This is a genomic window from Xylanibacter ruminicola Ga6B6 (assembly GCF_000687715.1).
In the GTDB taxonomy this organism is placed as follows: Bacteria; Bacteroidota; Bacteroidia; order Bacteroidales; family Bacteroidaceae; genus Prevotella; species Prevotella ruminicola_B.
Genome location: NZ_JHXD01000001.1, coordinates 376,335 through 403,124, shown reverse-complemented (window position 1 = coordinate 403,124; position 26,790 = coordinate 376,335). Strand labels below are relative to the sequence as shown.

Below are 26,790 nucleotides of genomic sequence, written 5' to 3'. Positions count from 1 at the left end.
ATGACGCAATGGTGCTCCTCCTTGGAGATAGTCCTGATGAACTCATGAATCCCCTTAGTGGTGTTCTTGAATGTCTTCGTCTTGCTGTTCTTGTCTGGAGAGTAAGCGACGACGAAAGAGTCCTTGCTGACGTCAATACCAATGTAAGTCATAACAATAACATTTTAAATAATATGCAACATCGAAACATCTTGGAACCATCATTGCAAATGCGGGGTCAATGCCCAGTGAACTGTCCGGATTCGGATGTTAAGGAGTGGGGGCGGAACATATCTTACTGTCTTATGACGAATGAAAGGACGGCCTTATTCCACATCCTTGATGTTGTTAACGAGTGCAAATATAATAATTAATATTGAATATACAATGAAAAGTTTTATCAACGTAGAAGACCTCGGCCCATTGGATAAGGCGATGGCCGAAGCATTTGAGATTAAGAACGATCGTTACAAGTATCAGCATCTGGGTAAGAACAAGACCCTGATGATGATTTTCTTTAATAATTCGCTCCGCACCCGTCTCAGCACCCAGAAGGCAGCAATGAACTTAGGCATGAATGTGATTGTGCTTGATGTGAATGCTGGTGCCTGGAAGTTGGAAACCGAGCGTGGTGTGATTATGGATGGCGACAAGAGCGAGCATCTGCTTGAGGCTATTCCTGTAATGGGATGCTACTGCGACTTGATTGGTGTACGCTCGTTTGCCGGGCTTACCGACCGTGAGTACGACTATGCCGAGACCGTGCTGCAACAGTTCATCAAATATAGCGGTCGTCCCGTATTTGCAATGGAAACAGCTACAGTTCATCCCCTACAGGCCTTTGCCGATCTCATCACCATCGAGGAGCATAAGGTAGTAGAACGACCAAAGGTTGTCCTCACTTGGGCACCTCATTGCCGTGCATTGCCTCAGGCTGTACCTAACTCGTTCGCCCAGTGGATGAACGCCGCTCCCGATGTTGACTTCGTCATCACCCACCCCGAGGGTTACGAACTCGATCCAAAGTTCGTAGGTAATGCCCGCGTAGAGTACGATCAGAAGAAAGCTTTCGAGGGTGCCGATTTCATCTATGCAAAAAACTGGAGTAACCCAGGTGTATCAAACCTTGCCGATTATGGAAAGATCACCAGCAAGGATATGTCGTGGACAGTTGACACCGAGCACATGTCATGGACAAACAATGGTAAGTTCATGCACTGTCTGCCCGTTCGTCGTAACCTGATTGTAACAGACGATGTGATTGAGAGCCCCAACAGCCTTGTTATCCCCGAGGCAGCCAACCGCGAGATTAGCTGTTCGGTAGTTATCAAGCGCATGCTCGAAGCCCTTTAACCGCAAACAATAATTCCCAATAACAATGCCCCGCGTCATCATGAATGAAGTGCGCGGGGCATCCATTACCCCAAAAACATCATGAAACATTATCTATACCTTTTTGTACTTTTAACCTTGGCATTTCTCGGTAGCAACAAGATCTATGCTGATACCGATAACATAGAACAGGAACTAGCCATGCGCGTTCAACAAGCGCAGGTAAGTGGCAGCGATTCCGACTTCTACAATGCTCAAAAGTTATTTCTCAACCACCTGGAACAGAACCAGGCTTGGGACAAATACTACCGTGCTTGGATGAACCGCGTTATTTACGATGTTAACCACAAGCACTTCCACCGTGCCTATACTGAGATTCATCACATTACCGAAGATATCCGCGATCGCCATCAGGAGAAATATCTGTATATCCCCCACATGTGTCTGGGTTTCTTCTATTTCGGCAGAAACCAACCAGAAATGGGTGAGACATACTTTCGTAAGGCTCTTCAGGGAGTAGATGCCAACAAAGAACCCATATCAGTATTCAATTGCTACCTATCTTTGGCTCAAGCACTTAGCGGCAACCATCCTACCGAGGCCATGGCATGCCTCGACAGTCTGCCAAAACAAATGCTCGATAACCCGATGTACGATAGCGGCGTGCTGGGCTTTCGTTGCATCATCGCCAACCGCCTAGGCGACCGCCAGGCATTCGACCGCTACTATGCCCGCTACGACAGTATTCGCCAGAATAATCCTGCAGGGTTTAATCCTGCCAACCTGTATCAGGTAATGGTTTGTCATTATATGTTGAAAAACGACTATAAGCACGCTTTGGCTTGGTGCGACTCTGTTGATGTGCCGATGATGGCAAACGAGCTGCGACTGGATGTATATGAAAAAATGGGCGATTGGCAACATGCCTTCCGTGCCGCCGAACTCAAGGACAGTTTTCAACAGATTGACGAGCGCGAGGTGCTCGAGGATGATATCATGGATATCTCGCACGGCATCGATATGCTTCAAGCCGAACAGGAGAAAGGCGAACTGCGCCACAAGCAATTAATGTTGGGAGGTCTATTGTCTACAGTCATCATCTTACTGCTTATAGCCATACTTATCTATCGCTATTTCAAAAATCTCAAGTTGAAAGAGCAGTTCCATGAGTTACAGGAGGCCCGCCGTCGTGCTAAGGCCGGTCAGGCTATCCGTCGTGCCTTTGTAACAACCATCTTTGAAAAGCTCAAATCACCTATCAGTTCGCTGCTAAACTATGCACGCATATTCAACGACCCAGAGTTCAAGCTCAAGCCCGAGGAGCGCAGTAAACGTTACCGCGATATTGTAGCAGCCGCCAAGAACATCGAATCATTGATGGACCCTGTGCTTGATTCTTACTCACGTGGCGATTTAGGAATTTCTGATGAGGAAAAGCGTATTTGTCAGGATGCCCTCCGCTCGCCGTTACAAACACTGATAGGTACAGCAGAAGTTATCATCGATGCCGACGGACAGTTGCCCCACGATGAGTATATGCAGTTGCGCTCAGCTATCTGCCGTGATGCCTACGACGTAGCTACATCTACCCGCAAGCTGGTATTATTCAGTCTTTATGGCGATGCCTATCCTATCCCCATGAACTACGAGATTGGTCTTAATGAGATGGCACATACCATTCTGAACAGTTACGACCAGCATATCAAAAGCCAGCCCAAGAACATTGAGTTTGTAACTGATGTGGCCGATGATGTGAAGATTACCACCAATATGCTGCTGCAGGAGCTAATCAACTGCCTGCTCGACAACGTAGTAAAATATGCTACAGGCGATACACTGCAACTAAGCTGCCACACGCTAACCGATGGAACCTATGCCATTGCTGTAAGCAACGAAGGTCCCACCATTCCCGCGAGTGATGCTGAGCGTATCTTTGTGCCGTTTGTACGTCTGTCACCCGACGAGCATACACTTGGCGTTGGCTTGCCATTAGCCCGATGCTTAGCCACCTCGATGGGATACACCCTGACACTCGACACTACATACACGCGAGGTGCCCGGTTTGTGGTTAGACTAAACTAAACAATAATCCCCGTTCGATTGTGAACGGGGATTATTGTATTTATTTGATGGCTGCTGCAATAATCTCGGCCATCTTCTTAGCGCCTTTTTCGTTGGGATGAATACCATCATCTACCACCTTATCGCCATCGTTAAGCATCAGTGTGTGCAGATCGATAACCTGTAAGCCATACTGTTTAGCCACTTCTTGCTGGATGGGGATAATTTCATCGGTAATCACCTTATCGTTGATTTTCCAACTGGGCTTGAAAGCAGGAATAGGTGTGCAAAGCAGAATCTTTGGTCCTACTGGCTGCGCTACAGCCTTCCCCTTCTTCTTGCCTTTCTTGGCAGGCTGAACCAAATCTGGGCGTAAGGTCTTAATCATCTGTTCCAGATCCTGCTTAAACTCAGCGCCATACTGCCAGTTCTCAGGTTTCGAGTCGTTAGTACCCAGTTTAATCACCACTACATCGGGCTTAAATGCCAAAGCATCACGCCATGCCATCTCGTTCATATAAGGGAAATCGCCCTTGTTCAGCATGGTACGTGCACTCACGCCGAAGTTCTTTACCCAGTAGCCATCACCCAGGATACCCTGCAGCTGTGCGGGATAGCCGTACTTGGCACGCATATCAATACCAAATCCATCAGTGATGCTGTTACCGATGCAAGCCACACGGATAGCATCCTCCTTGGGGGCAGGAATCGACTTAAGCCAGTTACCTAAGTCCTGCAACAGTTGGTCGTGATACTTAAACCACGTGCCAAAGCCAAAGCCATGATCGCCCGAAGGGTAGATAAACAAGCTGCATTCATTACCGGCATTGCGCATAGCCGAATAATACTGTATGCCATTGGTTACCACAGGCACCAAACGGTCGTCGTTAGCGCTGATGATACAAGCAGGTGGCGTGAGATGACTGCGAACGGCATTCTGGGTTGAGTACTGTCCTATAAGTTTAGGATCCTTATACCCCTCTTTACCCAGAAAGTTGATGCACGACCACTTATGTGATACACGCTCATCCATCGAGATTACTGGATAGAATAGTATCGAGAAGTTAGGACGCACTTCATAAGGCGACATCGTTGAGATGACCGACGACAGATGTCCACCTGCCGAGAAGCCCATAATGCCCACATCGTTAGGATTAATATTCCAGACCTTAGCCGAGTCGCGAACGATACGGAAGCCTTGCTCCACATCTCCTACTGGAATGGTACGGTCACCATGCGGCAAACGATAGTTTACCACGAAATAAGCGATACCCTGTTTATTCAACCAATCGGAAGCCTGATAGCCCTCATGCGTATTCGAAAGCATAGAGTAGCCACCTCCAGGCACGCCAACAATAGCTCTGCCTGAGGGATTCTCTGGCAGGAAACAAACCATCTGAGCCTTTCCGTCATCGGTCAGGTTCAGGGTAAACTTCTTTGCGGTCTGGGCCTGCATAGTCATAGCAAGCATCAACAGACCAGTCATGAATAGTTTTCTGTTCATAGTTACACTTTATTTTATTTAGTTTTTATTGTTAATAAATGCCTCCACACGATCAGCCATATTCTGCCTGATATAAGGGTAGTAGAATCTTAGTTCCATGTGATGATAGTTTCCCGGAATACCGATTACCGGCATCGGTTCATCATTCTTATAGCCACCTATCAACAGTAACTTGCTCTTCGGGTCGAGTCGTGCCGAGAGCGTATCATTCTGATGCTCCTTGTCGTAATACACAAACGACGCGCCTACCGTATCTGTTCGCCAGTTGATGGGATTAATACAGAACAGATTACCCGCACTTACCACTGGTATTTCGCACTCAGGTGTCTTTACCGAGTTAAAGCAAATCGACACCTTGGTATCGTTAGCCTTGCAAGCCGGATGCAGATGTCGGCAACAGGCCGTATCTTCCTTAGTAATCCTATAACCAATAAAATAGGCAGCCACCATGCGGTCGGCCACATCATCCGGCATACGTTTCATAATCTCCAACATAGCATGAGCTCCCTGACTGAAGCCTGCCAGTATAAAGGGGCGCCCCTGATTCAAATGTTTGATATAGTAATCCCAACTCCGAACGCAGTCCGACATGGCTAATGGCAAACGTGCAAGCGCAGTTTCGGTTGACGACCACGACTGTAGCGACACCTGACGGTAATAAGGCGAATAGTAATTCAGTTTGCCTGAATAAAACGAATCCACAGCATGCATTTCAATCCTCATCTGTCCACGCTGACCAGCATTGTAAGTGTCGGCAAAATGGCAGGTATCACTACCTATCATATGGTCGCCTGTTTCTGTAGAGATGATATAAAACAAATCGGCCTCACCCTGGCGGTTAACTATAAACCACTGGCTGGGATCATCGTAATGCGGTGATGGGGGAATTGGACCGATAACCGACTGACTATCACTATCCCACGAACCGAAGAATAGCGAAGCGCATACGCAAGAAAGCGCAACAAAAGCCGTTTTTAGTCTATTCGTACACATATAATTGACTAATTTGCGTGCAAAAATACAAATTTCAAGCGAAGTTAGCAAATAAATCGCAAAACTTTATGTAAATTTGCACGCAAAAACAACTAATAAACAATATGATTTCATTTGAATGTGACTACAACAACGGGGCTCATCCAAAAGTTTTGGAGAACCTGATTAAATACAACGATGCCAAACCAACCCCTTATGGTTTTGATGAGTTTAGCGAACGCGCCAAAGAGCGCATCCGTGTGGCTTGCGGACTGCCCGATGCCCAGATATTCTTCCTCACCGGCGGCACCCAGACTAATGCCACCACTATCGACTCGATGCTGTATCAGTACGAGGGTGTGATCTGCGTTGGCAGTGGTCATATCAACGTGCACGAGGCAGGTGCCGTTGAGTTCACCGAACACAAAATCATAACCATTGCCGATAATAATGGTAAGATGGAAGCCAAGAAACTCGACAAGTATCTCGACGACTATATGCACGACGGCAACAAGGACCACGCTGTACACCCAGGATTGGTTTACATCACTTTCCCCACCGAGTTTGGAACTCTCTACACAGCAAAGGAACTTGACGACATCTACCAGGTATGTCAGCACTATGAGATACCACTTTATATAGATGGTGCCCGTTTAGGCTATGGACTGATGGCCGAAGAGAACGATATCACCCTGCCCTACCTGGCCCGCCACTGCGATGTATTCTATATCGGTGGAACTAAGATTGGTGCCCTTTGCGGCGAGGCTGTGGTATTTACGCACCAGAATGCCCACAAGCATTTCTTCTCTATCCAGAAACAGCATGGTGCCGTGATTGCCAAGGGCGCCTTGATAGGCCTGCAATTCGATGCGCTGTTTACTGACGACCTCTACTTCAAACTCTCAGAACATGCCATCAAGATGGCTATACGCATGAAACAGATATTCATCAAGAAAGGCTTCGAGTTCTATGTCGACTCACCCACCAACCAGCAGTTTGTAATTATGGACAACACACTGGTTGAGGCACTGAGTCAGAAGATGAAGTTCACTCATTTCGGTCAGGCCGACAAATACCACACCATCTGTCGCTTCGTAACCAGTTGGGCCACCACCGAAGAAGAATTAGACGAATTAGAGAAGATACTCGGATGAAGAACCTATACTATAAATATTACCCTACAGCCGCAATTATTCTCTGCGCCATTATCATCTGGTGTTTCTTTCAGTTCTGGTATCCCTATCACTTCTTCTTCCAGGAGCAGAATCAAATATTCCTCTGGTCGTGGGATTATATCTCCACCTATACTGATAAGTCAGGTGGATTGGCAAGTCTTGTGGGTGATTTCCTCACACAGTTTTATTACTACCTGTTTGCAGGAGCTACGATCCTTACCGCTTGCCTGCTCATCATCGCATGTCTGCTTTACAAGGCACTCACCAACTTTAAGGTTAGCAAACCTGTTGCCCTGCTGTTGGCGCTGTTTGTGATGGTGTTCGTGGCCGTATGCCATTTCAGCACCAGCTATCGCCTCTCATCTACAATCTCTATCATGGGATGGCTGCTCTTATTATGGGGGGTATCAAGCATCCGAAAAAACGCCCTGAAGCTGTCGGTATTAGCTTGTGGCCTGCTCCCCTGTTATCTGCTATTTGGCAGTCCTGTCATCAAGCAATTGCAGATGCCAGATCTGGTTTTAGAGAAGGATTTTGCTGTCGACTGCGAATACCACTTTGGCCATTACGATAAAGTGATACAGATGGTAGAAGGTCAGGACCGATGGACCGACCAGATGGTGTTCTTCTACAACCTGGCACAAGCACAACGCGGTCAGCTGCCCGACCACCTACTCAAGTTCACTCCTACCCAGTTGGGAACCTTCTACAAGATTGGTCCCGAAACGCCAATGCTGATTATCCGTAACATGAACGAGCTGTATTGGGCCTTAGGCGATATGACCTTTACCGAGCGTGCAGCCATGATGACGAACGTGTTCTCGCACAACAACCGTAACGTGCGAATGATGCAACGTTTGGCCGAGTGTAATTACGTGAGTGGTGATTCGTTAGCAGCCGAGAAATACTTACGTATTCTCGACAAGACATTTGTATATGCCCGTTGGGCCGATAACGTTCGCCAGAATGGCAAGACCATCTATCAGCAGAAGATGCAGATGGTAAATCGCCACGACACCATCTCTATTACCGACAATGCCCACCTGCTCATGATGCAGTTGCTCAATGCCAATCCGAACAACACCATAGCCTTGGATTACATTCTGTGCAGCACACTGGTATTAAAGGATATTGCCAGCTTCAAGCGCGATTACGACCGCTATTGCATCGACACCAACAACCCGCGTTTAAAAACGCTCTACCAGGAAGCTCTTTGCATCTGGCTGGCTGGTACCGACGCACCACAACAAGAGTGGGAGAAATACATCAAGCGCGGCGATGTGTTCCAGCGTTTCCAACAGTATAACCAACAACGTGGTAATGCCAATTTCAAGGACACCTATTGGTATTACTTCGATAAGATAAAAGCACCTGAAATATGAAAAAAATACTATCCTTACTGACCATACTAACAGTACTTGCCTCATGCACGCCAACACCCGAGAACGTGCAGCAGAGCAACGCCCTGCCCCCCATTTATCCCGACTATTGCGATGTAACTATCCCACAGAATATTGCCCCCCTTAACTTCCTGTTGCGTGCCGATTGCGAGGCCATCGAGGTAAAGGCTGGCGATATCACCATCAACGCCCGTGGCAATGAGGCTGTGTTCGACATCGATGATTGGAAAGCCCTGTTACAGCAATCTGCTGATAAGAGTATAGAGGTTACCGTCAGCGCCCTTATCAACGGGCAGTGGACGGCCTACAGGCCCTTCACCTGGCAGGTAGTAAGCGACAAGGTAGATCCCTATCTCACCTACCGCCTCATCGAGCCCGATTACGAGATATGGAACAACGTACAGATTCAACAGCGTTGCGTAGAAAACTTCGATGTAAACGCATTAGGACATTACGAGCAGTTGGAGAACCGCTGTATGAACTGTCACACGTTTGCCAACCAGAACCCACAGCTATCCATGATGTACGTGCGTGGTCCTGGTGGCGGTGCCATTCTGAATGAGAACGGCATACTCAGCAAGCTGAACATCCCTGGCAGTGTTTACTTCGGATTCAGTCCCACAGGCCGCTATATCACCTATTCTACCCAGAAGATTATTCCCGCTTTTCATAGCGACCCCAGCAAGCGATTGGAAGTGTACGATTCGGAGTCGAATGTATGCGTGGCCGATATGCAGGAGCATCGTATCTTTACCTCACCACTGCTTTCCGACAGTCTGAAGTTCGAGACATTCCCTACCTTCTCGCCCGATGGCAAGTACATCTACTACTGTGCGGCCGATAGTGTGAGTCTGCCTCACGATATCAAACAGTTGCAGTATAGTCTGGTACGCATCGCCTTTGACGAGAAAACGGGCACCATCGGCACTCAGGTAGATACACTTTACCAGCAACGTAGTGTGTGCCATCCACGTGTCAGCCCCGACGGTCAATACATTCTTTATACCGTAGCCGACTACGGCACCTTCCCCATCTGGCATCCAGAGGCCGATTTGCAGATGATGAACCTGCAAACGGGTAAGATTGATACACTTAGCATCGTGAATAGTGCCAAGAGCGATACTTATCACTCTTGGAGCAGCAATAGCCGCTGGTTTGTGTTTGCCTCGAAACGCGACGACGGTCTGTATGGCAAACCCTACTTCTGCTATACTGACAAGCATGGTAAAGCCCACAAGCCTTTCTGCCTGCCACAGGCACATCCTTCGTTCTACGACAACAATCTGAAGTCGTTCAATGCGCCAGAGCTAGGTAAAGGCAAGGTGCCGTTCGATGTTGAAGATGTGGCAAAAGCAATGAAAAAAGAATCCGTGACCTTTAAATAGTCACGGATTCTTTTTTATTTCACCTTCGTTTCAACACGTTGATCGGAAGCTATTTCACGACCGGCATTGTAAGCGTCGAAAACAACTTTTGTTTTGGTAAAGTCGGGTACGTTAAACGAGAAAATACTTTCATCGTAGTACTCTTTCGGATGTCGCTGAGGCAACAGGAATGGTTTTGAGAAGTGTCCTTTGTCATCCACACAAGCCAGATAGAGATGACTATAAAGTCCATCGCCACGGCGACTGGTAAAGACAATCCAGTGCGAGTTTACATTCCAGTTGTGATAGCTGTCGGCCTTCTCGCTGTTTATCTCCTTCAACTCGCGCGCTTCCCCCGTTTGCAAGTTCAGCAGCCACTGGTTACTCTCCTGGTGCCAGATTGAGAAGTAGCCGTAATCCATCAGCGTAAACAGGATGTACTTGCCATCGTACGACGGACGGGGCCAAGTCAGACTCTTACCCATCGCCACCGCATTAAAGATGGTATCCACCTTCTCGCCGTATTTACCTGTAGCGGGGTCGAATGCAATCTTACACAGGTTGTACTTCTCGTCCTTATAATGCATAGGGTACTCCTGCTGCTTGCAAGTCATGTAATACAAGGTTTTACCATCAGGCGAGAATACTGGTGAGTTCTCACTCCAATCGGGTGTCGATAGCAGCGAGTCCTTAATAATCTCATGAGTAGCGGGATTATACACAAATACATCGCTCGACAAGTCGAACACCTCAATACGCTCATGAGCAACCATATGGAATCCCTGACGCGTCTGGTTAGTAGAGAAAGCACAGTACTTGCCATTGGGGTGCCAATAAGGATACACCATCGAGCCACCTAACTGCTCGTTGCTGGCTTTCAGCCATTCACGCTGACCATCTATCTGGAACATGGTTGCACCGTGATCGCCACGCACATGGAATACGAACTTCGATGGATCGGTCTGACGCGCAGAATGGCAGTTCACACACATACCAGGCACCTGAGTATTCTCGATAATGGGATACTCATCGAATGTAGCCAGGTCGCGCTGATAGAGTCCCATCTTACTGAACACCTCATAGCCTGGGGCTATACGACGATAAGTCAGTCCCCATTCATCAAGTGCATAGGTACTTACGTTTACCGTAAAGTTGTTATACTGCTGCCACTGACCGTCCTTTCTGGTACAAACTGTAAACGTCAGTTGTCCGCCTTTGTTCTGCTGGGTCAACTCATGCCAGTCGGCAATATCAAAGTCGGCATAATCGCCCTGCACGTGCAGCTCGCCCCCCTTACTGCCTTTTACCACCACATCCACACAGTCGGCATCAGGACAATCAAAATTCAGGGGCGCCATCTCTGCAGGAATGGTGACACCGATATAATCAGGGTAGATATTGGGCAGTTGATCAACCTTCGATACATTCTCGGGAGTTGAGTTACAACTGGCCATCAGCCAACACCCAACACCAATCACCCAACACCAAATAGTATTCTTCTTCATTTTCCAACCATTAAATAATACCAAAGTGTATTCTTGAACTTTGCCAACTCAGGGGCCTGCTGATTGGTAGAGTAAATACGAGCAAACTCATTCATTTGCTGCAACATAAACTGACTCACCACGCCCTGTGGAGGCTGCTGTCGCTTCTGCATAAAGGCCAAGGCAATACCCTCCTGAATATGGCGGGGATTATACTGTACTCTACTCTGGACTACAGGCGCATACTGCATAAAACGGGCGATATCCTTATCCATCAGCGGCATCATCAGCAGATACTGTGCAGCCACCATATTGCTGGTGTTATGCATAAACAGCAGTCCACAGATTTTATCCAGTTCCCTATCGCTGAACAAGAAGTCGTCCTGCAAGCGATACTGACGCAATGTGCCATACAGTGGGTGCTCGTTAATGGCCTTCTCGTTACCCAACATAGCTAACGTACGCTGTGCCCATGGACGGTAGAAAACGGTTTTCTCCAACATCTTCAGATATTTCTCGGCCACCTTGTACTCACCGTTTATCAGATTGGTCTCGGCCAGTCGCTTCACCACACGTGCACTCTTATTATAGTTAGGAATAGCCTCCATCGCCTCGAAAGCCAGTCGCTGGGCGGTGTTCACCAATCCTAAGTTAAAATATATCTCACCTGTAAGCTGTGTGGTAGCAAAATTACGCTCAAACTTAGGCAGTAAGCCCTCCGAACCACGCTGGAAAAAGTCGAAAGCCTTATCGCCAAGCTGGTTTGTCATTGCCAGTGCCAAATTAGTGGCACTCACGCTCATCGGCAAATCAGGCGTCTTTTTTTCGGCCTTGGCGATAATATCGTTCCAATCACCTATACGCACCAGATAGTCGTACTCCATCAGTTCGTATTTCTTAGCATCAAAACCAAATTGCTGGGGTACCACAACCAATACAGCTAACAACAAAGCCTCAGCAGTCAGCACCCATGTCTTTGGTTCAGGCAAACGCTTGGTCAGCCATCCTAACAACAGCACCACCACTGGAATTGCCATCAGTACGTAGGGCAATGTCACTGGGATACGGTAGTAACTGATGCCTAGCATCACCCTCATCATTGGGAATGGCAGATAGTGCGCACTCAGCAACATCAAGGCCAAGGCATAGATAACAGACAGGGGCATCATCCATACAGCCACCATCAGCACCAGCGGACCTATCAGCCAATAAAGAATGGGGATCAAGATTACCACAGCCACCACCTTGGCCACTATGTTTTGTGGTGCCAGTTTGTTCCAAGCTATCATCACAGCCAAGGCCATTACCAGTGCCACAGCATACGTCAGCATCACACTCTCGTCGCCCATGGCAAACCATAGCATGGCTACTGGCATAAAGCTCAGTATGTAATGACTCTTCACCTTCATCAATCGCCACGTAAGGCGTTGTATCAGCATATACAGCACGGCTATGATGGCTGCACCTATGGCAACACCATTGTAGAATTGCACCAGGAACTCAGCCACGTATCGTGCCAAGCCACCAGGCTCCGACAGACGATCTATAAAGTAGTCGCCATCAAACAAGAACAGTTGTAACTGCTCCTGATAGGTAAGCGCAAAGGGATAGCGGTAGCTCCAAAACAGGAATACCGACACGCCTACCACCAGCGTTACAAGCCACGCCCACTGTTTATTGCTTAATTTCTTCATGTGTATCGGCATTCATCGTTACCACACGTCCATCAGGATACTTACGCTGATAGGTTAAGGGGAACATATCCTTCAGGAAATCATGCAGCACACCCTCCTTCATGTTCTTAGCCAGCTGACGGGTATAGTTTTTATATACCAGATGGAAACTGTCGGCACGCTGTGCAATGTACTTAGCCTGCACGCTGTCGCCCTTTGCCTGCAACTCGGCAGCAAACTTACGCATCTTCATCAACTCACGGTTGTGTATCTCGGTACGCACCTTCCATTTCTCCAACGAGTCGTTCTGAGGAGTACCCATGGCATGACTGATACTATCTATAGTAACCTTTACATCGCCCGGCTCGCTTACCACCAACAATGGCTGCAATCCAAAACGGTAATGGTAATCCATCAGGATGGTGTACATCTGGGTAGTATCTTTTTCGAAATGGAACTTACCATCCTTAATCTCCATCGAATCAACGAACTCGGCAGTCTTGGGGCCCTTAAATGGAACCAGGAATATACGTTTCCCCTCGTACTGTTCGCCATTCACGGTGCCCTCGATATGGCACACCTGACTACTTTGCTGGCAACTGTAAAACATCGTAGCAGTTGCCAATGTCATAAAACACAAAAGAATCTTCTTCATAGTTATTTAATTTTTACTTGTTCTCGTTTGTTGTCAAACACCTGTCGATAAGCCTCGTGAGCATCCAACTCCACCTTGGTTTTGGTAAAGTCGGGCACGTTGTAAGCATCCATCAGTTCCTGATAATACTTGCGTGGATTGCGCTGAGGCAACAGGAATGGCTTTGAAACACGTCCCTGCTCGTCGATACAAGCCAGATAGAGTTTGGTGTACATACCATCCTCGCACTTACTGCTGAACACGAACCAACGACTGTTGTCGCTCCAGTTGTGATAGGCCTCACACTGCTGGCTGTTTACCTCGGTCAACGCTCTGGTTTTACCCGTTTTCAGATCCATCAACCACAAATCGGCATCGTCCTGACTCACGGGGAAATTACCACGACTGCTCACACAGTACATCAACCAGCGCCCATCGTACGAGGGACGGGCCAGCACGTAGCTTTTATCAGTTGCCGGACCGTTCAACAGCGTATCAACCTGCAGTCCGAACTGTCCCTTTTCAGCATCAAAACCAATACGGCAGATAGAGCATTTTACTTTCTCGTATTCGGCCGGCACCTTACAAGGTTTCGAGGTGCTGTAGTACAGCCACTTGCCATCATGCGAGAAAGCGGGGAATATCTCCAGATCTTCTGTCTGCAACAGGGGCGAAAGTATCAGTTCGTTAGTACGGGTATCAAGCACCTCAACATTACTGAACTTGTGATATACCTCAATACGCTGTCCTGTGCCAGTAAAGAAACTCTGATGCACAGAGTTAACAGCCATTGCCACATAGTCGCCCTGCGGATGCCAGTAACTGTAAGAGCCTGCCGCCTTGGTCGAATCGGTTTTGGTTTCTACCCAAGCCTGCTTACCATCTTTCTGTATCATGGTACCCCCACCCTCGCCACGCATCTGCAGGGTAATACGATTGGGATTGGTACGATTGGCTGTATGGCAATTGAAACAACGGCCAGGCACAACGGTCTCTGCAAGGATGGCAGTCTCATCAAAATTACTGAGATTACGCTGGTAGATGCCGATATCGCCCCCCACCTCGTAGCCTGGCTTTATACGGCGATAGGTCAATCCCCATTCGTCTATATTATCCTTGCTTACATAGATATCAAAATCATTATACTGCGTCCATTGGCCATCTTTCTCCACACATACCGTGAGGGTGATTTTTCCGCCTTGGTTCTGTTGGGTTAACGCTTGCCAATCGGCAATATCAAAATCGGCCCAATCGCCGTTAGTGTGCAACTCGCCACCTTTACTACCACGAGCCACCACATCCATACAATCAATATCCTCATCGGCGAGGTTGAAATTCAACGGGGCTATATCGGCAGGTATCGTAACACCTATATAATCTGGGTAGATATCAGGCAGTTGATTAACCTTCGAGACTTGTTCGGGGGTTGAGGCACAACTGGCCATCAGCCAACAACCAACACCCATCAACCAATAACCTATCTTATTCATTGTTGTTGTCCTCCCATCATTCTTTTAGCGTAATTGGCAAACGGCGAACCATGCACGTTACCCTGCATCTGTATGCAGCGCATCACGTCCTGATAGCACAACGGCATCTGGCGATAGCCACCATACTGCTGAGCTGCGCCCAAATACTGTTGGAATCCCTTCAGGTTGCCTTTCAGCAGCATCTGAGCCAGGAAATAATCCAGCGCCATTTTGTTATCGGTATTGTTCATAAACAGCAATCCGAACATCTTGTCCATCTCCTCGTAACTATACAAGAAGTTTTCCTTATAGCGCAACTGGCGCAAGCGGCGGTATTCGGGCTGTGCATTTACCCAATCATCACTTAATATCACGCTGTTTGCCCACGAACTATAGTACAGACTCTTCTTTAACAAGTCCAACTGCTTCTTGACAGCCGTATAATGTCCGTTCACCAGCATGCACTCTGCTATACGCTTGGTGCATCGACCGCTCTTTCGGGCGTTCAGTATCGACTCCTGTGTATCAAACATATAGCGCTGTGCCGAGTTAACCATACCCAAACGCCAGAAAGCCTCAGCCGATGGCAACATCGAGGTAAGATCGCGTGTACGAGGCATCACCAAAGCATCCTCGCCACTCTGATAGAAGTCGAACATCCTATCGGCCAACAAGCGTTTTTGCGATAAAGCCAAGTTCACACAGTTCGACCAGAATGGGGTATTCACCCGATACTCGCCGGCACGTTTCACAATATCATCCCAGCGTTCATGGCGCACTAGATAATCCATGCGAATCAGCTCATACATATCCTTATCGTAGCCACTCCACTGCGGATAGTGAAGAGGTATGCGGTAATAGTTCAGTCCGGTCAACGCCTGCTGCAAAGGCCACTGTGGTAACAGCCAAGCATACACCATCAGTTGCACAGCCACCATCCAACCAGCCGTCCACAGGTGTTTCCATCCCAGCTGTATCGCACGTACCACTATATATAACCATACTATCGGTCCTATCAGCCAATAGGCCACGGGCAGCACGGCCGCATCTATCCATGAATAACGTCGAGGCATAACACAAGCTAATGCCAATGCCAAGACGATGGCTACGGGCAGCGATAACAGTACATTGATATCGCCCATCAACCACCATAGCATCAAAACGGGAACCAAACTAAGCACCCCCCACTTTTGCGGCAGCAATCGAGCCGTTAAGCGCTGTAAAGCTACATAAAGCAACGCCAACAGCAGAGCCCCCAACCATTCTACATAATAAAACTGTACGATAAACTCGCCCAGCCAATCGGCCAAGCCACCTGGCACACTCACACGTTCAGCGAAATAGTCGCCAGTCCAAAGAAACAGTTGATATTGCTCCTGATACGACAGGGCATGGGAATATGCCACGTACCAAAACATAAATACGCCGATACCAACAAGTATCGACAAATACAAGTTCCAGTATTTAGTTATCGCTCTCTTCATAAACGATGCAAAAGTAGCATAAAAATCTGACTTAACAAAAGTTTTAATCAAATAATACACAAACTTCAACAAATTTCTGTAACTTTGCACTCAAAATAACTCATATCAGTAACAAACCAAACAATGAAAAAATCATTCTTAACCCTGCTAACAGGCCTATTTCTGATGGCAGCCATGCCGATGAAAGCTACAAAGCTCATCGCCATTAAAGTAATTGACAAGGATTATCTTATGTTACACTTCCGCGACGGCGAGGTGCATTATCGCGACAACGGCACAGGTCCCAGCGCCTATTTAGGTCACTCGTTTGCCGAAGGCGACGATACCCTATTGGTATTCGGCGAGCGTTTGAAAGCAGCCCAGGCACAGAACGCCGCTTTGTGGAAGATCAGCTCGTCCGACGACAAGACCTTTGCTACAGCGCAACCCTTAGCCGTTTGGCGTAAATCCAAGCCAATGAACACCGACAATACACTGACAAGCGAGTTAGACCATTGGCTATTTTTGCAGATGCCTAAGGCCATGAAACAGGGCTGCACATACAAAGTTGCCATCCCCGCAGGCATAGGCTCCGACAAGACCGAGGCCACTATCCGCTTCGATGTATGGAACAACCAATCCGAAGCCGTACACATTAATATAATAGGTTATTCGCCTTTTGAGTCTGTTCATGCTGCCGACCTTTACCAATGGTTAGGCGATGGCGGTCAGCGCGATTACAAACAACTGGAGGGAAAGGGTGTTTGGCTCTATAATGTAAATACCAAGAAAAAGCAGAAGGTGGGCACCGTAAAGTTCTGGCAACCAGCCTCAGCTGCCAAGAAAGAAGCCGGCGGTAAGAGTCTGATAGGTACCGATGTATGGAACATCGATTTCAGCGCCAACAAACCAGGTTGTTATCGATTGGTAGTAGAGGATGTAGGCTGTAGTATGGACTTCGAGGTAAAGAACGACATTTACTACGAGCCTTATCGCTACTCGGTTCGCGGTTATTACTACATGCGTTTGGGCGAACCTATCGACACCGCCAAGGTATTCCCTGCCCCACGCCAGCCACAGTTTATTCCTGAGACCGATCCCAAGGGCTTTACCGTTTATAAGACCGACTTCCATCCTTGGAGCCCAGGTTGGCGCGAACTGCACACCGATGTGTGGGACGAGCCCCACTTTAAGCAGCTTAAGCAATCCATCTTCTGGCAGCATCGCCTGCCTGGCAATCCTGTGAATACCGAGGTGAAAGGCGGGCACTCTGATGCCTTCGACTGGGATCGCCACTTGGCACATGTCAGCAACATCTACGACATGCTGTTGCCTTATATCCTCTCGGGGGGACGTTTGAACGAAGATCAGTTAGGTATCCGCGAGAGTGGTAATGGTATCCCCGACCTGATTGACGAGGCCCGCAACGAGGTAGATTTCTTCCTCTCTATCCGCGATGGCGAGGCTTACTCACAGGGTGTCACCAACCCTTGTGCCGACTGGAGCGTGATGTTCCAGGCAGGCTGCACCACCATGGCAGCTTGGGCCAATGCTGCCAACTGCGCCATTCTGGCCGAGGCCTTCAGATTGAACGGCAACGACAGCCTGCGTCAATACTATACTGCCGAGGCCATCAAAGCATTTAGCTTTGCATCAAAGCAGGAAAATCAGCAGCTCGACGACCTGCAGGATGTAGGTTCTATGCAGATGCGTGGACGCGACTTCCGCCAGATGGCAGCAGCCTTCCTGTATAATCTGACTGGTGATGAGCAGTGGGAAAAGATATTTGCTGATGAGAGTATGATTAAGAGTCCTAACTCACAGGTATTCAGCAAAGGCAAGCACGGTTTCTTTGGTGTAGGTGTGATGCACGAGGAGAGTAAGCAGTTAGTTCCCTTCTGCCAGTACTGGGCAGCAGCAGCCTATCTTACCTGTCCACATACACGCCACTATGGCGAGCTTTACCAAAACCTGAAAGCCAGCATCAAGGGCCAGGCCGAGGCTTACAATTTTGGGCACATGCCCCAACGTCCTAGTCGCCGTTCAGCCAACGACGACCGTTGGCAGACCTCTCAGAACCTGCAGTTAGTGATGCTGGCCCACTACATAGCCAACAAGGCAGAGCGCAAACAACTGGAGCACGCCTTGTACACCGAGGCCAGTTGGGCTTTAGGTCGCAATCCTGGTAATATTGTTGAGATGACAGGCCTTGGTCAGCGTCACATCACCGATGTATATTCTACAGGTCGCAACGATGGTGCACCTGGCACCCACCCAGGTCAGACACCTTTCAACGGCACCGAGACCTGGTCGCCTGGTCATAATGGCGGCGATGCCCGTGTTATCTTAGCCTATTGCTATCCCGACTGGAACAATGGCGGTTGGCCCCGTCAGGAGTCGTACTTCAACCAGCGTTACTTCTGGGTAAACGGTGAGTTCACTCCCCGCGAAACCATGCGTGGCAAGATGGCCCTCCTGGCCTACCTCTATGCGATTAGGTAGAACGGGACACTCATTCTGATATAGATTACCGATAATAATAACTCAAAAAACAATCAGACAATGAAAAGAAACGAAAAATTTGTCATCACCATTAATCGCGAAGTCGGTTCGGGTGGTCGCACCGTAGGCCGGATACTGGCCGAGAAATTAGGCGTGAAGTACTGCGACAAAGCTGTGATAGAAGGACTGACCCATAAGTTTGGTCTATCACCAGAGCGCATCGAGGAAATCAAGGCACAGAAAAAATCGTGGTGGAACGATATTAACAACTACTACCAGACGCTTGTGAACAGCACCAGTCTGCCTATGGACGCTGAGGTGAGGCTCGACAATGCCACCATGTTCGAGACCGAGAAGCGTATCCTGCAGGAGCTGGCTACGCAGTCATCGTGCGTAGTAGCTGGTCGCACGGGTTTCATAGTGTTCCGCGAATGGCCCAACCATCTGAACGTTTTCATCCAGGCCTCAATGGAGCATCGCATCAAGCGCATTATGAACCGTAAGAATGTAACGATGGAGCAAGCCCGCGACATTATCGCCAAGATGGATGCCACCCGTGAGGCCTACATCAAGAAGTATGAGGATACCACACGCTACGACACCCGCAACTACCAACTCGTTATCTCGATGGACGACCTGACCGAGAATGATGCCGCAGAGATTATCATCGATTACGTCAATCGCACAAGCAAATAACGATAAAAGAAAACATCCGAATTTATACAATAAATTTGCCTGTACGCGAACAATCGTTTGCGTATAGGCAAACGATTGTTTAGTAGGCTTATTGTACCTGTTTACCTTACTGCTTGTACCTGCTTTCCTTAGTATTTGTACCACCAAACCTTAGGTTATAAAAAGGAACCGCCCCGCAGACTGATAAAACAGTTGCGGGGCGGCTGATTGATTATTGAGTTTTTATATACTCAAGTTGGAATTTACTTCTTAGCCTTGAAGTGCCAGAATGTAGCTTCACCCCATGCACCCTGACTGCCACCATCGGGATAAACAAGACACATCTTATCGCCAGTCAGATAGACAATCTCGAACCATGTGGGCATGTTGCCACCAGAGTTAATCTCATAGGGCCACAGGATGGTACCTGCAGTGGTCTTCAAGTCAGCCACCTTCCACTCGCTCTTAACACTCTCATCAATCTCAAACGAGCCGCTATTGATGACTGAGCCGTCGCCAGCATGACGTGTAATGGTACCATCAGGAGTCAATGTGAAGTAAGCATTCGGACCCTCGTCACCATGCAGACTACCGTCGTTGCTGTGCTGCAGCTGGCCTGCAAATTCTTCTTCAGTCTTGCAACCCCACCACATGCCATTATAGGCAGTACCGACAGAAGCGCCATCACCAGGCAGATAGCCCATGTTACCCCAAACGGGATGCTCGCCATCATAGTCCCAAGTCCAATCCTTACCATTGTCATAGCCATAAGCCATACCTTTTGCATCGCTATCGCTGCAGAAATGCCAGAATGTGGCTTCTCCCCAAGAGCCTATAGAACCACCGTCAGGATAGACGAGGGTCATCTTATCCGAAGTAAGATAGCAAATCTCGTAAGTGCCAGGAATGTTTCCGTTAGAGTTAATCTCATATGGCCACAGGATTGCATCGGTAACCAGGTCACCAACTTTCCACTCACCACTAGGATTATAGTTCTTGATCTCGTACGAGCCAGAACGTATAACATTACCGCTTGCGTCATAACTCTTTATCAGACCATCCTCAGTAAATACCATATAGGCATCGAGGTCGCCATCACCATTGTTCATACCATTGTGAGTATGCTGAAGCTGACCATTAAACTCGTCGGTAGAGGTTACACCCCACCACTGGCCGTTGCCAGAGATACCAACAGAAGCGCCATCGCCAGGCTGATAACCCATGTTACCCCAAACAGCACCTGTAATAGAGGGGTCCCACTTCCAAGTTTTCTTACCATAGTCGTTTGAGGCAATCAAACGGATCTCCGGTTTCAGTTCGGCTGCAACAGCAACGGTAAACTCGTGACTTGCCACTACCTCATCGCCATTAGCATTGATATACTTGAAATATACTGTCTGATTAGGATCAGAACCACGAGAAGGCACAAAGTTGAACACACCACCCGATGCGCCACTTGTGAGTTTGAACTCAGAGCCATCGGCCTTGATATAGTAGATATAAATACCCGAGGCATTGGGGATATTATACTTAATCCAGTTTCCATCAGCTGCTGGAGTAGTGCAGGCCTGATCGGCATACTGAGAGAACTCAGCACCATCAAGCAGGCTATTGCTGGTATAGCTGTCGATATCCAGTGTCTTGCTATCCTTAATAGGATCACAAGCTGTGAGCATGCCCAGCGCTACTGCGAACAATAATATTGATTTTTTCATAATCTCTTTAATTCTTAATTATTAATTCTTTATTAGTCATAAACTGGGCAACCTGACATATTGGCACCAGCGGCACTTGCGCCCCAACCAGCATTCTGCTTCAGGATTTCAGGATTGCCAATGATACTGATCTGAGCAGGCGGAATCATAATGAAACCATCGGTATCGGCATAACGCTGAGCCCAGCTGCTACCGCCTACACCCTGACCATGGTGCATCTTTGTCCAGTGACCTGTATAGTTTACACGAGAACCGTCCTGGCGCTGCAGAGCAACAGCAGCCTCACAAGAGGAACCACCGCCTTTACCTGACCAACGACGCAGGTCGTTGAAACGGAGACCTTCACCAGCCAACTCAAAACGACGCTCATTCTTGATATTCTGCCAAGAATAGGTAGTAGCATCCAGACCAGCACGTGCACGTACCTTATTCATCTGGTCGGCAGTACCTGTAAGCTCAGAGTGCATCAGCATGACATCAGCCAAACGGAGCAGTACGATATCAGAGAAGTGGTCGCCCTGCATAGAGTTACCGTTATTGTTAGCAGCAGATGTATTGTTCTTACGATAAACACCCCACCAGATATAAGCATCGTTATGATCATCCCAAGTAGAGTTTGCGCAAGTAATAGCCATCCACTTCTTGTTGTAATAACCAGCATCCTCAGAGCAAGATGTTGTGAATACGAACTTGTCACACTCAGCCTGAGCATCGAGGATGGTAGCCTTCTTACGAGGGTCGGCATCGCTCCAGTCATCCCAAAGGTTTGCATTGATGGTACCCTGACCCCAACCCTGTCCGAATGGGAAAGTATTCAAATCACCGTTAGCTGTACCAGCACCATCATCATCGCAGCGAAGAGCACAATACAGTTCAACCTGGTTTACAAAACCCATGCCGATAGTACCATTCCAAGAACCGGCGTTCATATACTGAACCTGGAACATCTCCTCATCGTTACCGTTACCAGCCCATGACTTACCAGCAGCTTTCAGATCAGCAACAAATTTGTAGTCCTGAACAGTGTACTCATTGGTGTACTGCCAAAGCAAACGGAAGTCGTCAACCAACTTGTAACCACCATTATTGATTGCATCCTCAAGGAAGCTTACTACCTGAGCCTTGCTCAGAGAAGTGCCAGCACCCTCCTGCTCAAAGTCGAAAGTAACATCAGCAAGATTAGCAGTAGCCAGCTCACCAGCCTTCTTATAGAAGCCCTCGTAGAACATATAAGCACGTGCCAGATAACCCTCGGCAGCACCCTTAGTAGCGTGACCGTCACCACGAGTTGTAGCACCGTGACTCATCAGGTTAGCAGCCGAAGTAAAGTCGGCCAGGATATGTGGCATAATCACATCCTCTGCACTTACCTGAGGACATGGATCGGGAGCAGCTGAAGCCCAGTAAGCAGGGATATCGCCCCAGAACTGAACGCCCCAGAGGTAGAACAAACCACGCATAAAGTAAGCCTCACCAAGCAACTGGTTACGAGTAGTTTCCTGACCAGTCCAATCGAAAGCATCTACAGCATAGATAATAGCATTGGCACGAGCAATACCTACGTAAGTATTATGCCAGGCATTATCAAACAAATCTTCCTTATTAGCCATCAAGTGACCGATAGCGTGTGCCTCAACGTCGCCGGTACCACCAGCGCCGTTTCCATCATCCGACATGATATAACCTACGAACCAAGGAGTCTCAAGTGGATTAGTGCTGAACTGATTCATCACACCATACAAGGCTGCGAGCTCCTTATTCAGGTCATCTGCTGAAGCAGGATAGTTAGAACTGTTAGCCTGCGTATAATTCTTGGAATCGAGGAAGTCTTCGCAAGAAGTAAGTCCTACGGCGAAGAGCATCGCGATTGCCATCAAATATATCTTTTTCATATTCTTATATTCCTTATTATATTATTAGAACTTTATGCTTGCACCAACGACGAATGTACGGGCTGAAGGATACAGACCTACGTCGATACCACGTGCCCAAGAGTCCTTACCACCTGATGAACCAACTTCTGGGTCAACACCTGTATAACCAGTGAAGGTGTAAAGGTTCTGAGCCTGTACATAGAGGCGGAGCTGGCTGAATGGAGAGTTCTTCCACAGCTTATTGAAGTTATAACCCAGGGTAATATTCTGGATCTTGAAGTAATCGGCATTCTGCATATAGCGTGTAGATACCCACTGATCAGCAATCTGACCAACTGTCAGACGAGGATACTTGTTGCTGGTACCCTCACCGTGCCAACGATCGAATGCGTCAACAGTATAGCTGTTGTACTGGTTAGCCAGCAGAGCGGTACGATAGCACTGCATAACCTGCATACCGAATGCACCAGAACCCGTGATACCAAAGTCGAAGCCCTTCCACTCGCAACCCAGGCTAACACCAAGGGTTACATCGGGATGAGGATTACCAATCTCATGGCGGTCGTTATCATAGTCGATAACACCATCATTATCAAAGTCGTCCCAGATGGGGTCGCCAGGAACAGCACCATCAAGAACAGCCTTACCAGCTGCCTTAGCATCATCAATCTGCTGCTGATTCTGCCAGATACCGCTATATGACATACCATAGAAGTAACCAATTGCATGACCCTCCTGAACGCGAGATACGTATGAAGAGTTCTCGAACAGAGCCTTGGTCTGACCATTAATCAAGCCCTGATCGTTAGCAATACGAGTCACCTTATTCTTATTGGTAGCAACATTTACGTTAGCATGGTAGCTGAAGTCCTTAGTTACCTGATCGCGCCAAGAAAGAGCAATCTCGAAACCAGTGTTCTTTACATCACCACCATTAATCATGGCCGACTCTTCGTATCCCAGAACCTCGTTCATAGGAGCCTGAAGCAACCAGTCCTTAGTCTTCTTAACATACCAGTCGAAGTTCAAGCCAAGCTTACCACTGATGAAGCGGGCATCGAGACCTACGTTGATCTGCTCAGAAGTCTCCCATGTTACATCGGGGTTAGGTGCATTCTTAGCGTAAGCACCAGTCTGATAGATATTACTATCAACCGTATTGTTCATATCGCTTGAGAACTTATAACCATAGTCGGCATAATCCGTTGGCGAGAAGGCAATGTTTGAAAGATAGTAGAAGTTACTGATGTTACAGTTACCATTCTGACCCCAAGAAGCACGGAACTTCAAGAAATCCAACCAACCCTTAGTGCTCTCCATGAAATTCTCGTTGGTAATCACCCAACCAGCCGAGAATGAGGGGAAGTAACCCCAGCGCTTGCCACGGGCGAAGTTTGAAGAACCATCGGCACGGATAATGGCAGTAGCCATATACTTCTCGTCGTAGTTCCAGTTCAAACGTCCGAAGAACGAAGCGATGCTACCCTGCATGGGGTTGGCGTAACCACCATGACCAGTCATATACTGTGTCTCGTAGTTAGCAGGAATATTGTAATCCCAGCCGTTACGAACCAGCGAGTTCAGATTCTCCTCACTAACAGTAAAGCTCATATTCATACCAGTACTCCAGTTAGAACGCTCGATTGACTGACCTACGAGTACATCGATATTGTGCTTACCCAACTTAGGAAGAACATACGAAAGCGTGTTCTCCAAAGTAAAGCTACTGCTCTCATACTCACCCATGTTCATACCATAGTTGGCACTTGAGCTGGTAGAGCTGGCACTGTAAGGCAGAGAGATGCTACGGTTGTTGCTGGCACTGAAACCAGTATTGAACTGTCCGCGATACTTCAGGTTTTTAATTGGTTCGATAATCCAATAGAAAGTAGCACCCACGCCAAAGTCACGATTCTGGTTAATAGAATTGAAACCGCCATTCAGGAAGTGGTTCAATGGGTTATTATAAATCATGGTGCTATAGCCAGCGCCATTATTCTTATACGAAGCCAGATTACCATTAGCATCGTATGGATCAACCAGAGGCGATGCGATATAAGCAGCCTGCATGATGTTCCAGTAACCGTTGCTCTCAGCCAAGTCGTGACTTCTGTGATACCAGTAGCTAACATTCTCACCAATGGTGATGATTGAATGATCCTTAGCCTTGAGCAGGATGTGTTCAGAGTTAATACGACCACCATAGCGCTTGTAGTCAGATGACAGATCAGCACCACCCATGATACCCTGGTTAGAACTGTAGTTCAAGCTCATAGAGAACTTTGAATTCTCAGAACCACCTGTCAGTGTGACAGCATGACTGAACTGCAAAGCATTCTTGTTCTCATACTCCTTGAACCAGTCGGTTCCATCCCAACCCTGGTTCACTCTGTCGAGAACCTGCTGAGGAACGAGACTTGACCAGTTGGTAGATGTTCCGTAAGTATTAAAGTTAGTCTCGTTAATCAACTGCATATACTGCTTAGCATTCACTGTGCCAGGAACTTTATATGCGTTCGACCAACCAACGTAACCATCATACTGAATCTGAATCTTACCAGCCTTACCCTGCTTGGTTGTTACCAGGATAACACCGTTAGCAGCACGTGCACCATAGATGGCAGCCGAAGCAGCATCCTTCAGTACGTCGATGCTCTCGATGTCATTTGGGTTCAAACCATTCAAACCATCATCAGCAGTACCAGCATTGATACCATCGATGATCAGCAATGGTGAAGAGGTACCGATAGTACCGACACCACGAATGTTTACCTTGAATCCCTTACCAGGCTGAGAAGAACTCTGGGTAATCTGTACACCAGGCGTACTCGACTGCATGGCTGTAAGTGCATTGGTTGTATTCAGTTTGGCGATGTCCTCACCCTTAACCTGAACGGTAGCACCGGTAACCAACTTTTTCTTCTGAGTACCGTAACCAACAACTACCACTTCATCCAGCTGGGCATTGTCCTCCTTCAGGGTGATGCTGAAGTTCGACTGGTTGCCCACCTTGATTTCCTGTGTCTCATAACCGATGTACGAGATAACAAGTGTTGCACCAGGTGACACTGAGAGAGAGAAGTTTCCGTCGAAATCGGTAATAACGCCATTACCTGACTTACCTTTTTCAACTACGCTAGCTCCGATAACGGGGCCTGATGCATCGACTACAGTACCTGTAATCTTCTTCGTTGCCTGCTGGATTTCCTGAGGAGCTCCGGCGGCATAGGCATTTGAAGAGTAACCAAGACCTAAGCAGGCCATAGTACCCATCAGCAGCGCTGTCTTTCTAAAATTTCGATTCATACTTAAGTTTTAAACTATAGAAAATTGGTTTGTTATGATGTCTTAGTTGGAGCGAGTATTTAGTAATACTCCTATTGAACGCAGGCCTAATTATATAAATAGGTACGCGATGACTCAATAGTTAAGACGAATTGTTTCGGGTCATAATTTTCTTTATTTTAAGTTTTCGGGGGCAAAGATAGGCAAAATTTAAGAAACTAAAACAATT

The 26,790-nt window shown here is 47.7% G+C and carries 17 protein-coding genes and 1 pseudogene; 7 read left to right on the top strand and 11 right to left on the bottom strand.

What is annotated here, in order from left to right; all coding sequences use genetic code 11:
* Window positions 1–152: pseudogene (locus tag T500_RS16800) on the bottom strand (IS110 family transposase); the annotation flags it as partial.
* Window positions 153–366: 214 nt separating this feature from the next.
* On the opposite strand from T500_RS16800, the gene T500_RS0101680 reads away from it, so the two are divergent.
* Window positions 367–1,332, top strand: coding sequence for an acetylornithine carbamoyltransferase (locus T500_RS0101680; protein WP_028906680.1), 966 nt, complete (start codon window positions 367–369; stop codon window positions 1,330–1,332).
* A gap of 81 nt (window positions 1,333–1,413) precedes the next feature.
* Window positions 1,414–3,393 carry a sensor histidine kinase gene (locus T500_RS0101675; RefSeq protein ID WP_080694743.1) on the top strand — a complete coding sequence of 660 codons (1,980 nt, stop codon included), beginning with the start codon at window positions 1,414–1,416 and terminating at the stop codon, window positions 3,391–3,393.
* Window positions 3,394–3,433: 40 nt separating this feature from the next.
* On the opposite strand, the gene axeA1 is transcribed toward T500_RS0101675, so the two are convergent.
* Both axeA1 and T500_RS16235 read right to left on the bottom strand, forming a co-directional pair.
* Complete coding sequence (axeA1, locus tag T500_RS0101670) at window positions 3,434–4,876, bottom strand: acetylxylan esterase AxeA1 (protein ID WP_028906678.1); 1,443 nt, start codon at window positions 4,874–4,876, stop codon at window positions 3,434–3,436.
* 18 nt (window positions 4,877–4,894) lie between these two features.
* Window positions 4,895–5,869 carry a DUF3089 domain-containing protein gene (locus T500_RS16235; protein ID WP_051611814.1) on the bottom strand — a complete coding sequence of 325 codons (975 nt, stop codon included), beginning with the start codon at window positions 5,867–5,869 and terminating at the stop codon, window positions 4,895–4,897.
* Between the two features lie 104 nt (window positions 5,870–5,973).
* On the opposite strand from T500_RS16235, the gene T500_RS0101660 reads away from it, so the two are divergent.
* Genes T500_RS0101660 through T500_RS0101650 form a run of 3 tightly spaced genes read left to right on the top strand, consistent with a single transcriptional unit; the run spans window position 5,974 to window position 9,808 of the window.
* The gene (locus T500_RS0101660) at window positions 5,974–7,002 is read left to right on the top strand and encodes a threonine aldolase family protein (protein WP_028906677.1); all 1,029 of its coding nucleotides are present in this window, start codon (window positions 5,974–5,976) and stop codon (window positions 7,000–7,002) included.
* Window positions 6,999–8,405: a DUF6057 family protein gene (locus T500_RS0101655; RefSeq protein WP_028906676.1), complete on the top strand. Its 1,407-nt coding sequence runs from the start codon at window positions 6,999–7,001 to the stop codon at window positions 8,403–8,405. Before T500_RS0101660 ends, T500_RS0101655 begins: the two co-directional genes overlap by 4 nt.
* On the top strand, window positions 8,402–9,808 hold the full coding sequence (locus T500_RS0101650; protein ID WP_028906675.1) for a TolB family protein: 1,407 nt from the start codon (window positions 8,402–8,404) through the stop codon (window positions 9,806–9,808). The genes T500_RS0101655 and T500_RS0101650 overlap by 4 nt, the downstream gene beginning before the upstream one ends.
* A 14-nt stretch (window positions 9,809–9,822) precedes the next feature.
* Here the strand turns inward: T500_RS0101650 and T500_RS0101645 are convergent, their stop codons facing one another.
* The 5 genes from T500_RS0101645 to T500_RS0101625 are packed head-to-tail and all read right to left on the bottom strand — an operon-like array spanning window position 9,823 to window position 16,531.
* Window positions 9,823–11,292, bottom strand: a complete 1,470-nt coding sequence (locus tag T500_RS0101645; protein ID WP_036908137.1) for a TolB family protein — start codon at window positions 11,290–11,292, stop codon at window positions 9,823–9,825.
* Entirely contained in the window at window positions 11,289–12,965 is a 1,677-nt protein-coding gene (locus T500_RS14905) for a DUF6057 family protein (protein WP_051611813.1), read from the bottom strand. The genes T500_RS0101645 and T500_RS14905 overlap by 4 nt, the downstream gene beginning before the upstream one ends.
* Window positions 12,946–13,599 (bottom strand): DUF4369 domain-containing protein, encoded by a 654-nt coding sequence (locus T500_RS16230; RefSeq protein WP_051611812.1) that lies wholly within the window; start codon window positions 13,597–13,599, stop codon window positions 12,946–12,948. Before T500_RS16230 ends, T500_RS14905 begins: the two co-directional genes overlap by 20 nt.
* Before the next feature lie 2 nt (window positions 13,600–13,601).
* A complete protein-coding gene (locus tag T500_RS0101630) occupies window positions 13,602–15,068 on the bottom strand; it encodes a TolB family protein (RefSeq protein ID WP_028906673.1) in 1,467 nt (488 codons plus the stop codon).
* Window positions 15,065–16,531, bottom strand: a complete 1,467-nt coding sequence (locus T500_RS0101625; RefSeq protein WP_036908135.1) for a DUF6057 family protein — start codon at window positions 16,529–16,531, stop codon at window positions 15,065–15,067. The genes T500_RS0101630 and T500_RS0101625 overlap by 4 nt, the downstream gene beginning before the upstream one ends.
* A 123-nt stretch (window positions 16,532–16,654) precedes the next feature.
* On the opposite strand from T500_RS0101625, the gene T500_RS0101620 reads away from it, so the two are divergent.
* Window positions 16,655–19,012 (top strand): glycoside hydrolase family 9 protein, encoded by a 2,358-nt coding sequence (locus T500_RS0101620; protein WP_028906671.1) that lies wholly within the window; start codon window positions 16,655–16,657, stop codon window positions 19,010–19,012.
* Window positions 19,013–19,072: 60 nt separating this feature from the next.
* Window positions 19,073–19,708: an AAA family ATPase gene (locus T500_RS0101615; protein WP_028906670.1), complete on the top strand. Its 636-nt coding sequence runs from the start codon at window positions 19,073–19,075 to the stop codon at window positions 19,706–19,708.
* Window positions 19,709–19,950: 242 nt separating this feature from the next.
* Here the strand turns inward: T500_RS0101615 and T500_RS0101610 are convergent, their stop codons facing one another.
* The 3 genes from T500_RS0101610 to T500_RS0101600 are packed head-to-tail and all read right to left on the bottom strand — an operon-like array spanning window position 19,951 to window position 26,582.
* Window positions 19,951–21,402, bottom strand: coding sequence for a hypothetical protein (locus tag T500_RS0101610; protein ID WP_155267386.1), 1,452 nt, complete (start codon window positions 21,400–21,402; stop codon window positions 19,951–19,953).
* Between the two features lie 32 nt (window positions 21,403–21,434).
* On the bottom strand, window positions 21,435–23,294 hold the full coding sequence (locus tag T500_RS0101605; RefSeq protein ID WP_080694742.1) for a RagB/SusD family nutrient uptake outer membrane protein: 1,860 nt from the start codon (window positions 23,292–23,294) through the stop codon (window positions 21,435–21,437).
* A gap of 24 nt (window positions 23,295–23,318) precedes the next feature.
* Window positions 23,319–26,582 (bottom strand): SusC/RagA family TonB-linked outer membrane protein, encoded by a 3,264-nt coding sequence (locus T500_RS0101600; RefSeq protein ID WP_028906667.1) that lies wholly within the window; start codon window positions 26,580–26,582, stop codon window positions 23,319–23,321.
* Window positions 26,583–26,790: the final 208 nt, after the last annotated feature.

Excerpts from the sequence above, each read along its gene's own strand:
- T500_RS0101655 (WP_028906676.1), top strand. The coding sequence starts at position 6,999 with ATGAAGAACCTATACTATAAATATTACCCTACAGCCGCAATTATTCTC.
- T500_RS0101625 (WP_036908135.1), bottom strand. The coding sequence starts at position 16,531 with ATGAAGAGAGCGATAACTAAATACTGGAACTTGTATTTGTCGATACTT.
- T500_RS0101605 (WP_080694742.1), bottom strand. The coding sequence starts at position 23,294 with ATGAAAAAGATATATTTGATGGCAATCGCGATGCTCTTCGCCGTAGGA.
- T500_RS0101620 (WP_028906671.1), top strand. The coding sequence starts at position 16,655 with ATGAAAAAATCATTCTTAACCCTGCTAACAGGCCTATTTCTGATGGCA.
- T500_RS16230 (WP_051611812.1), bottom strand. The coding sequence starts at position 13,599 with ATGAAGAAGATTCTTTTGTGTTTTATGACATTGGCAACTGCTACGATG.
- axeA1 (WP_028906678.1), bottom strand. The coding sequence starts at position 4,876 with ATGAACAGAAAACTATTCATGACTGGTCTGTTGATGCTTGCTATGACT.
- T500_RS0101660 (WP_028906677.1), top strand. The coding sequence starts at position 5,974 with ATGATTTCATTTGAATGTGACTACAACAACGGGGCTCATCCAAAAGTT.
- T500_RS0101675 (WP_080694743.1), top strand. The coding sequence starts at position 1,414 with ATGAAACATTATCTATACCTTTTTGTACTTTTAACCTTGGCATTTCTC.
- T500_RS0101680 (WP_028906680.1), top strand. The coding sequence starts at position 367 with ATGAAAAGTTTTATCAACGTAGAAGACCTCGGCCCATTGGATAAGGCG.
- T500_RS0101615 (WP_028906670.1), top strand. The coding sequence starts at position 19,073 with ATGAAAAGAAACGAAAAATTTGTCATCACCATTAATCGCGAAGTCGGT.
- T500_RS0101645 (WP_036908137.1), bottom strand. The coding sequence starts at position 11,292 with ATGAAGAAGAATACTATTTGGTGTTGGGTGATTGGTGTTGGGTGTTGG.
- T500_RS0101650 (WP_028906675.1), top strand. The coding sequence starts at position 8,402 with ATGAAAAAAATACTATCCTTACTGACCATACTAACAGTACTTGCCTCA.
- T500_RS0101600 (WP_028906667.1), bottom strand. The coding sequence starts at position 26,582 with ATGAATCGAAATTTTAGAAAGACAGCGCTGCTGATGGGTACTATGGCC.
- T500_RS14905 (WP_051611813.1), bottom strand. The coding sequence starts at position 12,965 with ATGAAGAAATTAAGCAATAAACAGTGGGCGTGGCTTGTAACGCTGGTG.
- T500_RS16235 (WP_051611814.1), bottom strand. The coding sequence starts at position 5,869 with ATGTGTACGAATAGACTAAAAACGGCTTTTGTTGCGCTTTCTTGCGTA.
- T500_RS0101630 (WP_028906673.1), bottom strand. The coding sequence starts at position 15,068 with ATGAATAAGATAGGTTATTGGTTGATGGGTGTTGGTTGTTGGCTGATG.
- T500_RS0101610 (WP_155267386.1), bottom strand. The coding sequence starts at position 21,402 with ATGAAAAAATCAATATTATTGTTCGCAGTAGCGCTGGGCATGCTCACA.